This is a genomic window from Maccoyibacter intestinihominis, from assembly GCF_040096355.1.
GTDB classification, from domain to species: domain Bacteria; phylum Bacillota; class Clostridia; order Lachnospirales; family Lachnospiraceae; genus Maccoyibacter; species Maccoyibacter intestinihominis.
The window spans coordinates 38,443-56,451 of the sequence record NZ_JBBMEX010000003.1 but is presented as its reverse complement, the minus strand read 5'-3'; the positions used below and the strand labels follow the sequence as shown (position 1 = coordinate 56,451).

The 18,009-nt window shown below is 42.4% G+C and carries 13 protein-coding genes and 1 tRNA gene; all 14 read left to right on the top strand.

Features of this window, described 5'->3' with window-relative positions; translation table 11 throughout:
- The first annotated feature begins 41 nt into the window (after positions 1 to 41).
- On the top strand, positions 42 to 749 hold the full coding sequence (locus tag WMO43_RS03945) for a TrmB family transcriptional regulator (RefSeq protein ID WP_353530130.1): 708 nt from the start codon (positions 42 to 44) through the stop codon (positions 747 to 749).
- Positions 749 to 2,032, top strand: coding sequence for a diaminopimelate decarboxylase (locus WMO43_RS03940; RefSeq protein WP_353530129.1), 1,284 nt, complete (start codon positions 749 to 751; stop codon positions 2,030 to 2,032). Before WMO43_RS03945 ends, WMO43_RS03940 begins: the two co-directional genes overlap by 1 nt.
- A 231-nt stretch (positions 2,033 to 2,263) precedes the next feature.
- Positions 2,264 to 2,347 (top strand) — tRNA-Leu (locus WMO43_RS03935).
- Between the two features lie 685 nt (positions 2,348 to 3,032).
- A complete protein-coding gene (locus WMO43_RS03930; protein ID WP_353530127.1) occupies positions 3,033 to 3,956 on the top strand; it encodes a leucine-rich repeat protein in 924 nt (307 codons plus the stop codon).
- Between the two features lie 20 nt (positions 3,957 to 3,976).
- Complete coding sequence (locus WMO43_RS03925; protein WP_353530125.1) at positions 3,977 to 5,284, top strand: vWA domain-containing protein; 1,308 nt, start codon at positions 3,977 to 3,979, stop codon at positions 5,282 to 5,284.
- 12 nt (positions 5,285 to 5,296) lie between these two features.
- On the top strand, positions 5,297 to 6,799 hold the full coding sequence (locus WMO43_RS03920; protein ID WP_177962602.1) for an ATP-binding protein: 1,503 nt from the start codon (positions 5,297 to 5,299) through the stop codon (positions 6,797 to 6,799).
- A 34-nt stretch (positions 6,800 to 6,833) separates the two neighbouring features.
- Positions 6,834 to 9,137 carry a YhgE/Pip domain-containing protein gene (locus tag WMO43_RS03915; RefSeq protein WP_353530124.1) on the top strand — a complete coding sequence of 768 codons (2,304 nt, stop codon included), beginning with the start codon at positions 6,834 to 6,836 and terminating at the stop codon, positions 9,135 to 9,137.
- A 27-nt stretch (positions 9,138 to 9,164) separates the two neighbouring features.
- Positions 9,165 to 9,632 (top strand): acyl-CoA thioesterase, encoded by a 468-nt coding sequence (locus tag WMO43_RS03910; protein ID WP_353530123.1) that lies wholly within the window; start codon positions 9,165 to 9,167, stop codon positions 9,630 to 9,632.
- Positions 9,629 to 11,416 (top strand): aminopeptidase P family protein, encoded by a 1,788-nt coding sequence (locus WMO43_RS03905; protein ID WP_353530122.1) that lies wholly within the window; start codon positions 9,629 to 9,631, stop codon positions 11,414 to 11,416. The genes WMO43_RS03910 and WMO43_RS03905 overlap by 4 nt, the downstream gene beginning before the upstream one ends.
- Before the next feature lie 46 nt (positions 11,417 to 11,462).
- Positions 11,463 to 14,147: a DNA polymerase I gene (gene polA, locus WMO43_RS03900; protein WP_353530120.1), complete on the top strand. Its 2,685-nt coding sequence runs from the start codon at positions 11,463 to 11,465 to the stop codon at positions 14,145 to 14,147.
- A 1-nt stretch (position 14,148) separates the two neighbouring features.
- The gene (gene coaE / locus WMO43_RS03895; RefSeq protein WP_353530118.1) at positions 14,149 to 14,748 is read left to right on the top strand and encodes a dephospho-CoA kinase; all 600 of its coding nucleotides are present in this window, start codon (positions 14,149 to 14,151) and stop codon (positions 14,746 to 14,748) included.
- Between the two features lies 1 nt (position 14,749).
- Positions 14,750 to 16,867: a cell division FtsA domain-containing protein gene (locus WMO43_RS03890; RefSeq protein ID WP_353530117.1), complete on the top strand. Its 2,118-nt coding sequence runs from the start codon at positions 14,750 to 14,752 to the stop codon at positions 16,865 to 16,867.
- Positions 16,867 to 17,664: an MBL fold metallo-hydrolase gene (locus tag WMO43_RS03885; RefSeq protein WP_353530116.1), complete on the top strand. Its 798-nt coding sequence runs from the start codon at positions 16,867 to 16,869 to the stop codon at positions 17,662 to 17,664. The genes WMO43_RS03890 and WMO43_RS03885 overlap by 1 nt, the downstream gene beginning before the upstream one ends.
- Before the next feature lie 51 nt (positions 17,665 to 17,715).
- Positions 17,716 to 18,000 carry an ACT domain-containing protein gene (locus tag WMO43_RS03880; protein ID WP_177962610.1) on the top strand — a complete coding sequence of 95 codons (285 nt, stop codon included), beginning with the start codon at positions 17,716 to 17,718 and terminating at the stop codon, positions 17,998 to 18,000.
- The last annotated feature ends 9 nt before the right edge of the window (positions 18,001 to 18,009 follow it).

The window sequence follows — 18,009 nt, the reverse complement described above, 5'->3', positions numbered from 1 at the left end:
ATAGTGTCCCTATGAAGAACTACTAAAAGAGGGATAAGAATATGGCAAATGTAGGTTTAACAGAGTATTTAATGGAATTTGGGCTGACAAGACAGGAAGCAACCATCTATCTGAATCTGATGGAGCGTGGAATGCAGACAGGCTATGAAGTATCCAAGCAGACAGGCATTTCGCGTTCTAACGTATATCGTGCGTTAGCAGGTCTGGTAGAAAAAGGAGCTGCTTATACATCGGAAGAAAATGCCACCAAGTACATGGGAATCGATGTAGAGGAATTTTGCAGTAACAAAATCCGCAGAATGGAGCAGTACAAAGAGATTTTAGCAGTGAATATGCCAAAGGAACATGAAGAGACAGAAGGGTATCTTACCGTCAGTGGAGATGAGCAGATTCAGCATAAAATAAAAAATATGCTGCTTTCAGCGAATAAGCGGGTGTATCTGTCAATGTCTGCAAAAAATCTCAAGAAATTTCTACCGGAGATTTCACAGCTTTTAGAGCAGAAGGTCAAGGTTGTGGTTCTTTCTAATAAAGCACCGGAGCTTTTAGGTATTAAATTTTATCTGACAGAAAATAAGGAGCAGCAGGTCGGAGTCATTACGGATTCCCGCAATGTGCTGACCGGAGAACTCGGAAACGGGGAACACAGCACCTGCCTTTATTCAGGGCAGAGCAACCTCGTTCGTGTTTTCAAAGATTCTTTAAAAAATGAAATAAAATTAATAGAACTGACAGGAGGAGTTAAGTAATGAGCAAGAAGCCATTTGTAACAAAGGAAAAATTAGAGGAGATCATCAAAGAATATCCGACACCGTTTCACCTCTATGATGAAAAAGGCATTCGTGAAAATGCAAAAGCCGTACAGGAGGCATTTGCATGGAATCCGGGATTTCGTGAGTATTTTGCGGTAAAGGCAACACCAAATCCGTTTTTGATCAATATATTAAAAGAATATGGCTGTGGCTGTGACTGCTCCTCCATGACAGAACTGATGATGGCAGATGCGTTAGGTTTTCAGGGAGAAGAGATCATGTTTTCTTCGAATGATACACCGGCAGAAGAGTTTGCCTTTGCGGCAAAGATCGGGGCAACCATCAACTTAGATGATTTTACACATATTGACTATTTAGAAAAGACGATCGGCTATATACCGGAAACCATCAGCTGCCGTTACAATCCGGGCGGTGTGTTTAAGATCAGCAACAGCATTATGGACAATCCGGGTGATGCAAAATACGGATTTACCCATGATCAGATTTTAGAGGGATATAAGATCTTAAAAGAAAAAGGAGCAAAACGTTTTGGAATCCATGCGTTTTTAGCAAGTAACACCGTAACCAATGACTATTATCCGACACTGGCAAAAACCCTGTTTGAGACAGTAGTAGAGATCAAAGAAAAGACAGGCGTTAAGATGGACTTTATCAATCTCTCCGGTGGTGTGGGAATCCCATACAGACCGGGTGAGGAAGGCAATGACATTCGTGCGATCGGAGAAGGCGTATGCCGTGTCTATGAAGAGGTATTAGTCCCGGCAGGAATGGGAGATGTGGCAATTTATACCGAGATGGGACGTTTTATGATGGGACCGTATGGCTGTCTGGTAACCACGGCAATCCATGAAAAACATACCCATAAAGAATACATCGGAGTGGATGCCTGTGCGGTCAACCTGATGCGTCCGGCAATGTATGGCGCATATCATCATATTACCGTCATGGGAAAAGAGGATGCACCGTGCGACCATACCTACGATGTGACCGGTTCTCTTTGTGAAAATAATGACAAATTTGCGATCGACAGACAGCTTCCAAAGATTGATATGGGAGACCTTTTAGTACTCCATGACACCGGAGCACATGGATTTGCCATGGGATATAACTACAATGGTAAATTAAAATCCGCAGAGATCCTGTTAAAAGAAAATGGGGATTTTGAACTGATCCGCCGTGCAGAGACGCCAAAGGATTATTTTGCAACCTTTGATTGCTTTGATATTTTAAAGGACATGAAAGATCCTTATCAGAAATAATAAGAGAAGCAGATAGAAAAGGGAAACAAAAGAAAGATAAACGAAAAATAGGAATAAACCAAGAATAAGAACAAGGCAGACCGCAAATATCTGTGCCAAATGGTAAATGTGGTCTGTTTTTCTATAGAAAAGATACCAGATACCAAAAAGTAGTAGATATCAAAAAGTAGTGTTGCATTTTAGAAACACTTATGATATGATATCAATTGTTCGGGTTTTCAAAGAACATATGCCGGTGTGTCGGAATTGGCAGACGAGGCAGACTCAAAATCTGTTTGTGGCAACGCAGTGTGGGTTCAAGTCCCACCACCGGCATTATTGATAAGAGGACAAGATGAAAAAGCAGGAAATCATTACGGTTTCCTGCTTTTTTCTATATAGGTTTCTATATAGGATTAGGGTGTCAAAAGGCGGTTTTCAGTTTTTTGATTGGCAACTTGCACAAAGCCGGGTCTATTTTGTTCCGTTGTACGAAAATAAGAAAATCTAAGTCTGCCTGAGTCGGGCCTTGATGGAGTGACGTGTACGTCTTAAACGCCCCGTCCATGGGGCGCTAAGACTTTTGCTGCCGTCCGTGGCAGCAAAACACTATACAATAACAGCCAGACTAAGATTTACTAATTTTCTCCCAAAGTCACAAAAGCAGTCCCGGTTTTGTGCAAGTTGCCAGCTGCTAAGCTGTGAATTTTTGCATAGCAGAGCAACAAGATATTATCATAAAAAAAAAAGGAGGATGTTCCATATTGGAGCATCCTCAAGGGGGAAAGAGATAAATCTATAATAAATTTTGCTTGTTGTTAGGCGAAGCGCAGCAATCATACATAGGTTCCTATACATAACTGCCGTCCTCTGTAATTGATGATTTTAGTATAAAGGGAATCTGTGAAAGAATCGTGACGAAATTGCGAAGAAAGTATAAAGAATTTCTATATAGAAAATGAAGTGCATTTGTGCTAAAATAAATCATAGGTTTTTGTGCAGAATGACAGAAAGGAATGTTATGCAGCAACAGGCATACTTTGTATATGAAAAAAAAGAACAGGGGATATGTATTCTTCGGTGTTATGCGAAAGAGAGCAGAGTGGTAGTGCCGGAGGAGATCGAAGGGCTTCCGGTTACGGAAATCGCACCATATGCGTTTGCAGCCGATATGGAAAAAGAGCCAAAAAATCCAGGAGAACTGCCATGTATCTGTGGAGAACTGCTAGAAGAGCTGGTGTTACCCGGAACGGTAGAGCGTATCGGGAGATATGTGTTTTATAACTGCAGATATTTTCGGGAATTTACATTTGGAGCAAATATCCGTTATATGGGAGCGGGGGCATTTACCGGATGCAAACGTCTGTCAAAACTGCATGTACGAGATATGGGACAGGAAAAGTCCTGTTTAAGAGAAGTTTTAGTCGATCTGAACCAGACTGTGACAGTAGAGTGGCTGGGAAAAGATGGGTTTCAGGTATTGTATCCGGCATTTTTTGAAGAGGCAGTCGAGAATACTCCGGCACGGATCATAGAGACGCATACGCATGGTGTAGGGATACAGTACCGGAATGCATTTCGTAATACACAGATCGACTGGGAGGAATATGACAGGCTGTTTGAGATCGGCAGGCATAACATGGAGCCGGAAGAAGCGATATATGCATCTGCCTACCGTCTGAAAAGTCCGCTTGGATTAAAAGAAGAGGCAGCGCAGTCCTATGAGAATTTTTTAAGAGAGCATATGGAAAGGGCAGCGGAGTTATTTCAAAGAGAAGGCGAGACGGAACTGCTTCGTTGGCTGGCAGAAGAATTTGTGCATGAAAAGAGTGAACTCGAACTATTGATGAAAGCAGTGTCCGGCGATGCGGCAGCAGTCAGTATGCTTATGGATATATCAAAACGCAGATTTTCTATAGGAAAGAAAAAGGGATTTTCCCTGTAAGGCAGAATAGATCGTAGAGTATGTTTGAAGAGGAATTATTAGAAAAAACAGCAGTCTGTACAGAGATATTACAGGATGCGAAAAATGAATTATATCTGAATATGAGATTTTTAGATGTGGCATTGAACAGTCTTTCCCTGCAGCCGACGTTTGAGGTGTCGGATTATGCAGTGGATGGAGCAGTCTTTTATTATGAAATCCCACATCTGATCGAACAGTATAAAATAGGAAATGTCATGGTGAACCGTGCGTATCTGCACAGTATGTTCCACTGCCTGTTTGCCCATGTCTTTAAGGAAAAACGGGAAGAGAAAATGCTTTGGGATTTAGCATGTGACATTGCAGTGGAATCCGTCATTGACAGCCTGCCGGTGCGGTGTTTGAGAATGCCCTCAAGACCTTACCGCAGGGCAGTTTATAATGGATTACAGGAAAAAATCCGTGTTCTTACCGCAGAGGGGATTTATAAATTGTTAGCAGAAAACGATATGGACCCCCGCATGATCGCGCGGCTGGTATTGGAATTTCGTGTGGATGACCACCGATACTGGAAAAGCGACAGCGAAAAAAAGCGAAACGGAATGCCAAATGAAAACCGTTGGCAGGACATTCGGGAAAAGATGGAGACCGAATTATCGACATTTTCAAAAGAGGCGGCAGAAGATTCCAAAGGATTGTGTGAACAGCTTGCCGTAGAGAACAGGGAGCGGTACGATTACCGCAGTTTTTTGAAAAAATTCTGTGTCTTAAAAGAAGAGATGCAGGTGGACATCGACAGTTTTGATTACATATTTTATCATTACGGGATGGAAATGTATGGCAATATGCCGCTGATCGAGCCGCAGGAGACAAAAGAGGTCAACCGGATCGAAAATTTTGTCATAGCGATCGATACGTCCATGTCCTGTAAAAGAGAACTGGTACAGAAGTTTTTAGAAGAGACCTATTCCGTCCTCAGTCAGTCCGAATCATTTTACCGGAAATTCCGCGTACATATCATCCAGTGTGATGAACGTGTACAATCAGATGTAGTGGTTACGAATGCCAAAGAACTGCAGGACTATATGGATCATTTTACGATCCGTGGTCTGGGTGGAACGGACTTCCGTCCGGTGTTTAATTATGTCAACCGTCTTTTGGCAGAAAAGAAGTTTACAAAGTTAAAAGGACTGCTTTATTTTACAGACGGATATGGACGCTATCCATTGAAAAAACCGCCTTATGATACCGCATTTGTATTTTTAAAAGAGGATTATCTGGATGTGGATGTCCCGCCGTGGGCGATCAAACTGGTCTTAGGAGAAGAAGATTTAGAAGAACAACAGTAGGAGTAAAATAGAATGAATATCAAACGAGCAAAACAGGAGATCAAAGATACGATAGAAGCGTATTTTTTGAAAAATGAGTGGGGCGAATATGAAATACCGGCGATCCGGCAAAGACCGATCCTGCTCTTAGGTTCTCCGGGAATCGGAAAGACACAGATCATGGAGCAGATCGCAAAGGAATGTCAGATAGGGCTGGTGGCTTATACGATCACACACCATACCAGACAGAGTGCCATCGGACTTCCGTTTATTTCAAAACATACCTTTGATGGAAAAGAGCAGGCAGTCACGGAATATACCATGAGCGAGATCGTGGCATCCATTTATGAAAAAATTGAAAGAACCGGCTTAAAGGAGGGAATCCTTTTTATCGATGAGATCAACTGTGTTTCCGAGACCTTGGCTCCGGCGATGCTGCAGTTTTTACAGTGTAAGACCTTTGGAAACCATAAGATACCGGACGGCTGGCTGATCGTTGCGGCAGGAAACCCACCGGAGTATAACAAATCCGTGCGTGAGTTCGATGTGGTTACGATGGACAGGATCCGTAAGATCGAAGTGGAAGCGGATTTTCAGGTCTGGAAAGAGTATGCATATGCCAACGGACTGCATCCGGCGGTTATTTCCTATCTGAACACGAAAAAACAGAATTTTTATCAGATGGAGACTACTGTAGACGGACGCTGTTTTGCAACGCCAAGAGGCTGGGAAGATCTGTCCACGATGATCGGGATTTATGAAAAGATCGACAAGACCATCGACCGGGAAGTGGTGGCACAGTACATCCAGCATCCGAAGATCGCAAAAGATTTTGCAAACTACTTAGAACTGTTTTATAAATACCGTACCGATTATCAGATCGAAGAGATATTTAAAGGCAATCCGGATGAAATTTTAATGAAAAAGGTAAGTCACGCTTCCTTTGATGAACGATTAGCAGTGTTAGGACTTCTGATTTCTAAAGTCAACGAGCGTATCCGGTTTGCAGTCGAAAAAGAAGAGGAAATGGAGCTGCTGCAGGGAACGCTGATCCGCTATAAAGAGTCGGGACAGGCAGAAGTATCAAAGGATGCATTAGAATTGTTAGAAGAAGTGACGGCAGGCCTGCTTTTTGAGGAAAAACAGAAAAAAGAGGCAGAGCTTTTAAGCCGCAGACAGGAGCAGAACTATCGAAGGGCAGGAACTTTATTAGAGACGTATCTGCAAAGATTGAGATTAGAAGGCAGCATGGATTTTGAAACTGCATTTGCAAAAATAAAAGAGTGGTTTGAAGAAGAAAATCAGAAATATCTGCAAATGGGTCAGACTGCGGAACAGTATTTAGAATATGCCTTTGACTTTTTAGAAGGTACCGGACTGACCGGACAGGAAATGGTGATCTTTATTACAGAACTGAACTCAAATGCCCGGAGTGTGGCATTTTTACAGGAATGTGAGTCAGAACGGTATTTCCGTTACAATAAGGAATTGCTTTTTTCTGAAAAACGTGAGAAAATTTTAGAAAAGCTAAATTAGTATAAATCGTAAAAATATAGAAATGAGGACAATTATGGGAAAAGTGTTACAGGCAATCACAGGCAGCACAAAGCGGATCGTGGGTATTATGGCGCATGATTTTCAAAGAGTCTTTACCAATCCGGTTGCAGCTATTATTGCAGTTGGTGTTATGGTGCTTCCGTCGCTGTATGCCTGGTTTAATATACAGGCAAGCTGGGACCCGTATGGAAGTACGGACAATATATCCGTAGCGGTTTCTAATGTAGATGAGGGAACTGTGGTACAGGGCATGGAACTCAATGTCGGTAAGAGCATCGTTGAAAGTCTGGCGGAAAACGAACAGATTGGCTGGAAGTTTGTTAATAAGGAAAAGGCATTAGCCGGAGTCCGCAGTGGAAAATACTATGCAGCCGTGGTCATTCCGGAGGATTTCAGTAAAAATATGACCAGTGTGCTGACACCGGATATTGAGCGTCCAAAGATCGAGTATTATGTCAATGAGAAGAAGAATGCCATTGCACCAAAGATTACCGATAAGGGTGTCGGAGTTATCCAGCAGATGGTCAATAAAACATTTATTTCAGAAAGTGTGACAGTCATCGGAGATGTGGTCTTAGGTATGTCCGAAAAGGATAAGGCACTGAACCGGAAATTAGTACAGGACATTTCTTTAGACAAAGAAAAAGAGCAGGTAGATACAGCCATTGAGTCTTTACAGGATTTAGAAGAGGGCATGGATAACCTGACTGACACCGTAGAGGCATTTCAGGCTACCATGGATGCTTTAGAAGAGTTGTCTAAGACCATAAATACTTCTTTTGGAATCCTGAAAGATTCCGTAAAAGAGGTACAGGATCAGTCCTCTAATACAATACAGATGGATGCGTTAAAAAATTTAGCATCTGATACACCGGATAGTATCGGAAATACGATAGGTGCGATCACTACCAGCTTAAACAGCATCTATCAGTCATTAGATTCGATCGAAAGACTGGTACAGGGAAATAACCCGGCAGAGGCAATCCCGACGTTAAATGCAACTAAGACACAGTTGCAGGAGCTGGTAAATACAAATAACGAACTGATCGATATCTTAAAGAACAATACCATTTTCTATCAGACACCGGTTGGAAGTGACTGTGTGGCAAGATTAGAACATGCAAACAGTTCTTTAAATGGAGGCATAGAGACCTTAGATAAGATCATTGAGAACCTGCAGACATCGACTTCCCGGGATGATGCACTAAAAGCGATCAGTCAGCTTAAGGAGACGGTAACTACCTGCAAAGAGCAGATCGCAGATATAGGAACACAGATCGAGACAACGATGAATGAGCAGGTGTCCGCAGCAGCAGATGAAGCAGTCGGCAATGTAGATGCAGTGCGAAAAGCAGCGGAATCCTTTGGCGGGGCAGTTCCATCGGCACAGGCGACCATGGACAGTGTCAGCAAGGCGATGAGTTCCCTTGGAACTTCACTGACATCTATGACAAAGGTACTGCAGGGCTCTAAGGATGCCATTGGAAAAGGCATTACCGAATTAGAGGGTATGAAAGAGATCTTAGAGGAGATTGAAAAGCAAAAGAATATGAATATCTCCCAGGCGATCCAGAACTTTGTACTAGAGAAGTTCGGGGTAGATTTAAATGATTATAAGAACAGTCCGGAGACCATTGGTGAGTTCCTCTCAGCACCGGTAGAGTTAGAGACACATAAGATTTTCCCGGTAGCAAACTATGGTTCTGCACTGGCACCATTCTATTCTATTTTAGCAATGTGGGTAGGCGGACTGATCCTGGTATCGATCTTCAAATGTCGTGCATCCACGAACAAATATTTAGATATCAGTCAATATCGGCCGTTTGAACTTTATATAGGAAGATATCTGATATTTATGAATTTTGGTATTATCCAGAGTGTTATTATCTGTTTAGGAGACCTGTATCTGTTAAAGATACAGTGTCTGTATCCGGGAAGATTTATTTTTGTAGGAGTTGTGGCAGGCATAGTTTTTTCTAATATTATATATACTCTGACAATTACTTTTGACGACGTAGGAAAGGCAATCGCAGTTATTATGCTGGTACTTCAGGTAGCAGGAGCAGGTGGAACTTTCCCGATAGAGGTTACACCGGGATTTTTCAATATGATCAATCCATTCTTACCGTTTACACATGGCATGAATGCGATGCGAGATGCAGTTGCGGGACTGTACGGACATAATTATGCGATCAGCCTGTTAAAACTATTTGTATACTTCCCGATCTTCTATATCTTCGGTACTGTATTCCGTACACCGCTCATCAAGCTGAATGAATTCTTTGCTGAGCATGTGGAAAATACGGGTATTATGTAATATTAATTTATAAAGGAGGCAACGTATATGCAGGATACAAGAATTGCACCCTACGAACAACAGAAACCAAGAAAAATCAAACCTTATGAACATAAGGCACACTATTATGAGACCGACAAGATGGGGATTGTTCATCATTCCAATCACATCCGTTGGATGGAAGAGGCAAGGATGGATCTCTTAGAGCAGCTCGGTTACAGCTTTCAGCAGTTAGAGGAAGCCGAGGTCATCAGTCCGGTCGTAGCGATGGAATGTAAGTACACCAGTATGGTACATTTCCATGATACCGTGGTCATAGAAACAAAAATTTCCGATTATGACGGGGCAAAAATGACCATACAGTACCGCATGACAGATAAAAAGAGCGGGGAACTGCGAGCATTGGCAAAGAGTGAGCACTGCTTCTTAAATGCAGCGGGAATACCGATTTCTTTAAAACGTTCCTATCCGGAACTGGACACAAAATTTTTTGAAATGGTGGATGACGAAGAATGATACAGGAAAGATTAAAAGAACTCCGTGCACAGATGCAGGAGCGTGGAATAGATATTTATATTGTGCCGACCAGCGACTTTCATCAGTCCGAGTATGTCGGTGAATATTTCAAAGCCAGAAAATATATGACCGGATTTACCGGATCTGCCGGAACAGCAGTCATCACAAAAGAAGAGGCAGGACTGTGGACAGACGGACGTTATTTTATCCAGGCAGAAAAACAGTTAGAAGGCAGTACCGTCAAGCTCTTTAAGATGGGCGAGGAAGGGGTGCCAAAAGTAGAAGAGTATGTCAAAGACCATTTGACAGAAGGCTCCTGCATCGGATTTGACGGAAGGGTCATGGATGCAAAGAGTGGAGAAAAATATGCAAAAATGGCAGAGGAGAAAAAGGCAGCTCTCTATGTCAAAGAGGACTTAGTCGGAAATATCTGGAAGGACAGACCGCAACTTCCGGCAAACAAAGTCTGGATCTTAGAGGATGCCTATGCAGGAAGAAGCATGGCAGATAAGATTGCCGATGTCCGCACACAGATGCAAAAAGAAGGAGCCGACATCCATATTTTATCAAGCCTGTATGATATTGCATGGCTGTTAAATCTGCGTGGCGGAGATATTGACCATGTGCCGGTATTTTTATCCTTTGTCAGCATTGAAAAAGAGCAGATACTCCTTTTTGTCAATCCACAGATCTTAGACAAAGAGGTACAGGACTATTTAGAGAAGAACCATGTGACGATTCGCCCATATGAAGACATCTATACTTATGCACAGAATCTTCAGAAGGTCAAAGTGCTGATCAGTGCGGAAGAGACGAATTACCGGATCGCAGAGTGTATCAGAGAGCATGCAGAAGTATTAGAGGGCGAAAATCCGAGTCTGATGCTAAAAGCGGTTAAAAATGAGACAGAATTGAAAAATACCAGAGAAGCTCATTTAAAAGATGCCGTAGCCGTCACAAAATTCATGTACTGGTTAAAGACAAACATCGGTAAGGTGGAGATCAGTGAGATCTCTGCATCGGACTATTTAGAGGAACGCAGAAAAGAGCAGGAGCACTACTTAGATCTGAGCTTTGATACGATCAGTGCCTATGGACCACACGGAGCGATGATGCACTATTCTGCTACAAAGGAAAGTAATGCAGTGTTAAAGCCTGAGGGATTCTTATTAGTAGATTCCGGCGGACACTATTTAGAGGGAACGACAGATATTACAAGAACTTTTGCGCTCGGAGCACTGACCGACGAAGAAAAGCAGCATTTTACGGCAGTCTGCCGTTCTAATATGAACCTTGCAAATGCAAAATTTCTGTATGGATGCTGTGGGATCAATCTTGATATCTTAGCACGCGGACCGCTCTGGGATTTAGGCATTGATTACCGATGCGGAACCGGACATGGAGTCGGACATATCTTAAATGTGCATGAAGGACCAAATGGTTTCCGTTGGAAAATCGTGCCTGAAAGAAATGACAGCGGCAAGTTAGAAGAAGGCATGATTACCACCGATGAACCAGGGGTATATATCGAAGGAAAATACGGTATTCGTACCGAAAATGAATTAATCTGTGTAAAAGATGAGAAGAATGAGTATGGACAGTTTATGCGGTTTGAGAATATTACCTATGTTCCGATTGATTTAGATGCCATTCTCCCGGAGGAGATGAGTGCAAAAGAACGCAGAGAACTGAACGAATATCATCAGATGGTCTATGAAAAAGTGTCGCCATATCTACGCGAAGAAGAAAGAGAATGGCTAAAGACCTATACAAGACCAATATAAAAAAATGAAAAAGGGCAGGGAATGCTGCCCTTAGAAAGAGAGCATCATGGACGGAAAGTTAGTATTAGTAGACGGACACAGCATATTGAACCGGGCATTTTTTGGAATCCCGGATCTGACCAATTCCGAAGGACTTCATACCAATGCGGTCTATGGATTTTTAAATATTTTATTTAAGATTTTAGATGAGGAACAGCCGGATTATTTAACGGTTGCTTTTGACGTGCATGCACCGACTTTCCGTCATAAGATGTATGATGCCTATAAAGGTACAAGAAAGCCGATGGCAGATGAACTCAGACAGCAGGTGCCTTTGATGAAGGAGATGCTGACTGCCATGGGAGTTACGATTGTAGAAAAAGAAGGCTATGAAGCCGACGATTTGCTCGGTACGATTGCAAAACAGAGCGAAGAGCAGGGCTTAGAGGTTTCCATAGTATCGGGAGACCGTGATTTGCTCCAGTTAGCAAGTGACCATATCAAAATCCGTATTCCGAAGACTAAACGTACCGGAACGGAGATTGAGGATTATTTAGCAAAAGATGTGGTGGAAAAATATCAGGTTACACCGTTGCAGTTCATAGATGTCAAAGCACTCATGGGAGATTCTGCGGATAATATACCGGGAGTGCCGGGAATTGGTGAAAAAACGGCAACTGCCCTGATTACAGCGTATGGCAGTATTGAAAATGCCCATGACCATTTAGAGGAGATCAAACCGAACCGGGCAAAACAGAATCTGTCAGAGCATTATGACATGGCACAGATGAGCAAAGAATTAGCAACGATTGAGATCCATGCACCAATTGAGTATTCCTTAGAAGACGCAAAGTTAGGCAATCTGTTTACCGAGGAAGCCTATTTGATGTGTAAACGTTTAGAATTTAAAAATATGTTGTCAAGGTTTGATATTGATGCACCAAAGAATCTTGCAGAAGAGCATTTTACCTTTGTAACGGACAAGAAGCAGATTTCAGATATTTTTAAAAAGGCAAAAAAAGCAGGACATATCGGATGCTGTTTATTACCGGGAGAAGGCATCATCACAGAGCAGTTAAGCCTTTTTGAACAGCCAAAAGAACAGCAGGTCATTGAAGGAATGTCCATTGCCTTTTCCGAAGAAGATATCTATTATCTGTCTGCGGGAACAGAAGTAAGTGCCGAAGAACTATTAGAGGAAATACGGGAATTATCCGGTGGACAGACAAAAGTATCCGTAATGGACTTAAAAGAGACCTTAAAGACACTGCCGTTACCGGGAAATGACCGCTATTTTGATGCTTCCGTAGCAGCCTATCTGTTAAATCCATTGAAAAACGACTATCCTTATGAGGATTTGGCAAAAGATTATGCTGGTCTGATGATTCCATCGAGAACAGACCTCTTAGGAAAAGAAAGTCCGGTCAAGGCAAAGCAGGCAAAGCCGGAAGCATTCTTAAAATATATCTGTTATATGGCATATATTCCGTGGAAGACCAGAGACAGACTGTTAGAAGAACTGAACAATACAGGAATGCAGACGCTCTACGATACGATAGAACTGCCACTGGTATATACACTTTCCGATATGGAAAAAGAGGGTGTTCATGTCGATGCAGAAGAGTTGAAACGATATGGCGAAGAATTAGCTGCCCAGATCGCAGTCTTAGAAAAAGAAATCTATGAGGGAGCGGGAGAGACCTTTAACATCAACTCCCCAAAACAGTTAGGTCATATTCTGTTTGAAAAATTAGAGATGCCATATGGAAAAAAGACAAAGACCGGTTACTCCACGGCAGCGGATGTCTTAGAAAAATTAGCAGTGGAATATCCATTAGTGTCTAAAATTTTAGAATATCGCCAGCTTGCAAAATTAAAGTCCACCTATGCAGACGGACTTGCGAATTTTATAGAAGAGGACGGAAGGATTCATACGAATTTCCAGCAGACCGTCACAGCAACCGGAAGATTGAGCAGTACAGATCCGAACTTACAGAACATTCCGATCCGAATGGAATTAGGACGGATGATCCGTAAGGTATTTTTACCAAAAGACGGATATGTCTTTGTCGATGCCGATTATTCCCAGATCGAGCTTCGTATCTTAGCCCATATGTCAGGAGATGAAATGCTGATACAGGCATATCGGGAGGCACAGGATATCCACCGCATGACCGCATCGCAGGTATTCCATACCCCATTTGAGGAAGTAACGGATTTACAGAGAAGAAATGCAAAGGCAGTCAACTTTGGGATCGTTTATGGAATCAGCTCCTTTGGCTTAAGTCAGGATTTAAGCATCAGTAAAAAAGAAGCACAGGAATATATCGAAAGATATTTTGAAAGCTATCCGAAGATCAAAGAATTTTTAGACGGATGTGTGGAAAAGGCAAAAAAAGACGGATATTCCGTCACGATGTTTGGCAGAAGGCGGCCGTTGCCGGAAATCTCATCCTCGAACTTTATGCAGCGTTCCTTTGGAGAGAGGATTGCCATGAATGCTCCGATCCAGGGAACCGCAGCCGATATCATTAAAATTGCCATGAACCGTGTGCATAGAAGATTGATCGACGAAGGATTAAAATCCAGACTGTTGTTACAGGTGCATGATGAGTTACTGATCGAGGCGGCACCGGATGAAGTGGACGAAGTAAAGAAGATTTTAGATGAAGAAATGAAGGGTGCAGCAGATCTGTCAGTAGAACTTGAGATCGACACCCACACAGGAAAGAACTGGTACGAGGCAAAATAGGATGAAATTTATTGGAATTACAGGCGGTGTCGGAGCTGGGAAATCCGCAATATTAGGATATATCGCAGAACATTATAATGCAAAAGTAATGCTTGCAGATGAGATTGCCCATGATTTGATGATGCCGGGAACAAAATGTTATGATACAATAAAGGAAGTATTTGGAGCAGAGGATATTTTTTTACAGGATGGAAGTTTTGACCGTCTGAAGATGGCACAGGTCATTTTTTCGGATGAAACAAAGAGAGAGCAGATGAACGGGATCGTACATCCTGCAGTCCGGGAATATATCTTAGAAGTCTATGAAGCGGAAAAGACAAAAGGGGCACTGGATTTTCTGATCTTAGAGGCAGCCCTTTTAATTGAAGAGCATTATGATGAAATCTGTGATGAGTTATGGTATATTTATACCAGTGAAGAAAATCGTAGGGAGCGGCTTCGCGAAAACCGCGGATATTCCGATGAAAAAATAGATGGGATATTTGCAAGCCAGCTCACTGAGGAGGAATACCGCCGACATTGTGTGAAAGTCATTGATAACAATGGAAGCGTAGAAGATACAAATTTACAACTTGTAAAGATTTTTAATGAGGAGAAATAAGATGGAACCATTGGTATTTGGATTGGATATCGGAACGAGAAATGTTGTTGGAACCGTCGGATACAAAGAGGGTACAGAATTTATCGTAGTTGCACAGTACATGAAAGAACATGAGACGCGTGCGATGTTAGACGGTCAGATTCACGATATTGGAAGAGTTGCAAAAACAATTGAAACCGTAAAGCAGCAGTTAGAAGAACAGATTGGCACACCGCTTACGGAAGTCTGTATTGCTGCCGCAGGTCGTGTGTTAAAAACAGTGACCACAACGGTAGAGTATGAGTATGACGAAGAGACCGTTGTGACAAGGGAAGATATACATACGCTGGATCTGTTGGGAATTGAAAAAGCATCCGGCATTTTAAAGGAAGAGAATGATACAAAGTTCAAGTTCTACTGTGTCGGTTATTCCGTTGTAAAATATTACTTGAATGATGATATTTTTTCTAATTTAGAGGGGCATAAAGCAGACCGGATTTCCGAGGATATTATCGTAACATTTTTACCGGAAGACGTTGTGGACGGACTTTATTCTGCATGCAATTTAGCAGGATTGGAAGTTGCCAATATGACCTTAGAGCCTATCGCGGCAATTAATGTAGCGATTCCTGAGGCATTCCGTATGCTGAATATTGCGTTAGTCGATGTGGGTGCGGGAACGTCCGATATTTCCATTACCAGAGACGGAAGCATTATTGCTTATGGAATGATCCCGTTTGCAGGTGATGAGATTACGGAAATGTTAGTACAGCATTATCTGGTGGATTTCAAGACCGCAGAACATATTAAGTTAGGCTCCGGTTCTGAAAAAGAGATAGAATTTAAGGATATCATGAGTATTTCTCATACGATCCCGGCAAAGGAGGTATGGGATATCACAGAGGAATTAGTAGACCGGATCACAACCTCTGTCGCAGAGAAGATCAAGGCATTAAACGGTGATAAATCGGTCAGTGCGACCTTTGTAGTCGGCGGTGGCGGAAAAATCCACGGTTTTACGGAAATGTTAGCGGATAAATTAGGACTTCCGCATGAGCGTGTGGCACTTCGTGGAGAAGAGGTATTGCAGGAAGTACATTTTGAGCAGACGGATATTCAGAAAGATCCGTTGTTAGTAACACCGATCGGTATCTGCCTGAATTATTATGATCAGAAAAATAACTTTATTATGATTCATTTTAATGGGGAACGCATGAAACTCTATGACAACAGCAAGCTGACGGTTGTGGATGCGGCAATGCAGGCAGGATTCCCAAATGACCAGCTTTTCCCAAGAAGAGGAAAAGAAGTGAATTTCATGGTCAATGGAAGACCAAGGATTCTAAGAGGACAGAGCGGAGAATCTGCCGTTGTACGGATGAATGGAAAGGTTGTCAATATCAATACTCCGTTAGAGGCAAACTGTGAGATCGTCATTGAACCGTCTACGATCGGAGAAGATGCAGCAGGTACGGTAGAACAGTTAGAAGAATATACAGAGTCTACGATCGTATTTGAGGTCAATAAAAAGACTGTAATCTGCCCACGGTTTGTAGAGGTCAACGGTGTCTTAGAGCCGCCATCTTACCGGATACAGGAGGGTGACAGGATCGAGCTGCGCAATTATTATACGATAGGACAGCTTGTGGAGTTCATGGATGTGGAACTGGATTTAGATCAGGAGATTTTAGTAAATAACCGGGATGCAGATATGGCAACGTTAGTCTATGAGAATTTTTCCGTAGAGTGGACGGTGGTAGAGACCAGAACACATATTGAGGATCTTGCACAGGACGAGGCTGCACCGGAGGAACCGGCAGTTTCTGAAAGCGGAAAAGAAATAGAAGCAGCATCCGAGGGAGCACAGACAGAAAGTGAACCGGCAGCCACACCGGAAGAGCCGGTAAAGGAAGAGAAAGAAGAACCGGCAGGCATTCAGGTCATCGTAAATAAAGAGCCAATCTTTATGAGTGGAAAAGCAGAATACATTTATGTAGATGTATTTGACTATATAGAGTTTAATCTGAATGATTCGAGAGGACGGAATATCGTCACACATCTGAACGGACAGAACACAGAGTATACGGCACCACTAAAAGATGGCGATGTCGTAGATATTTATTGGGAAGAGAATAACTGATGGAAATATGTAGTATAGCAAGTGGCAGCAGTGGCAACTGTATCTGTGCGGGAACGCAGAATTGTCATTTGATGATCGATGCCGGAATTAGTGGAAAGAGAATTGAAGCGGGGCTGAACTCCGTGGGATTGAAAACAGCAGAGATGGAAGGAATCCTGATCACGCATGAACATTCTGACCACATCAGTGGTTTAGGAGTCATTGCAAGAAGATATGGACTTCCGATCTATGGGACGAAGGGAACGTTAGAGGCGATTGCCAATACGCCTTCTGTTGGGAAGATAGACCCGTCTTTGTACCGTGTCTTAGAGCCGGATATGGATATTACGATCGGAGAGATCGTCGTGCATCCGGTACGCATTTCGCACGATGCGGCAGATCCGGTTGCCTATATTTTAAAAAATGAAAATCATAAGATCGCCATTATCACGGATTTAGGCATCTACGATGATTATTTGATTGAAAAATTACAGGGGCTGGACATTTTACTGTTAGAGGCAAATCACGATGTGCGCATGTTAGAAGCCGGGAGCTATCCTTATCCGTTAAAACGAAGGATATTAGGCGAGCGGGGGCATCTTTCGAATGAAGTGTCCGGGCAGCTTTTAGGAGAACTGCTCCATGATGATATGAAAGCCGTAATTTTAGGGCATTTAAGTAAAGAAAATAATTATGCAGAGCTGGCATATGAGACCGTGCGTCAGGAAGTCACATTAGGAGAAAATCCATATAAGGGAAATGATTTCCCGATATATGTGGCAAAACGCAATGAACCAATGCCGATGCTTTGTGTATAAAAACAGACTGTATCAGCAGTCAGGAAGAATAAAACAGAGAGGAAATCAAAAATGGAAACATCAGCAAATAAGACAATTATCACAGTAGTAGGAAAAGACACCGTAGGTATTATTGCAAAAGTCTGCACCTATCTTGCAAACAACCGTGTAAACGTTATGGATATCTCACAGACCATCGTGCAGGGATTTTTTAACATGATGATGATCGTAGATCTGAGTGGAACAGAAAAACCATTTGCCGACATCTCAAAAGAGTTAGCACAGATTGGCGAAGAGATTGGCGTTGATATCAAATGCCAGAGAGAAGAAATTTTTGAAAAAATGCACAGAATCTAAGGAGAGATA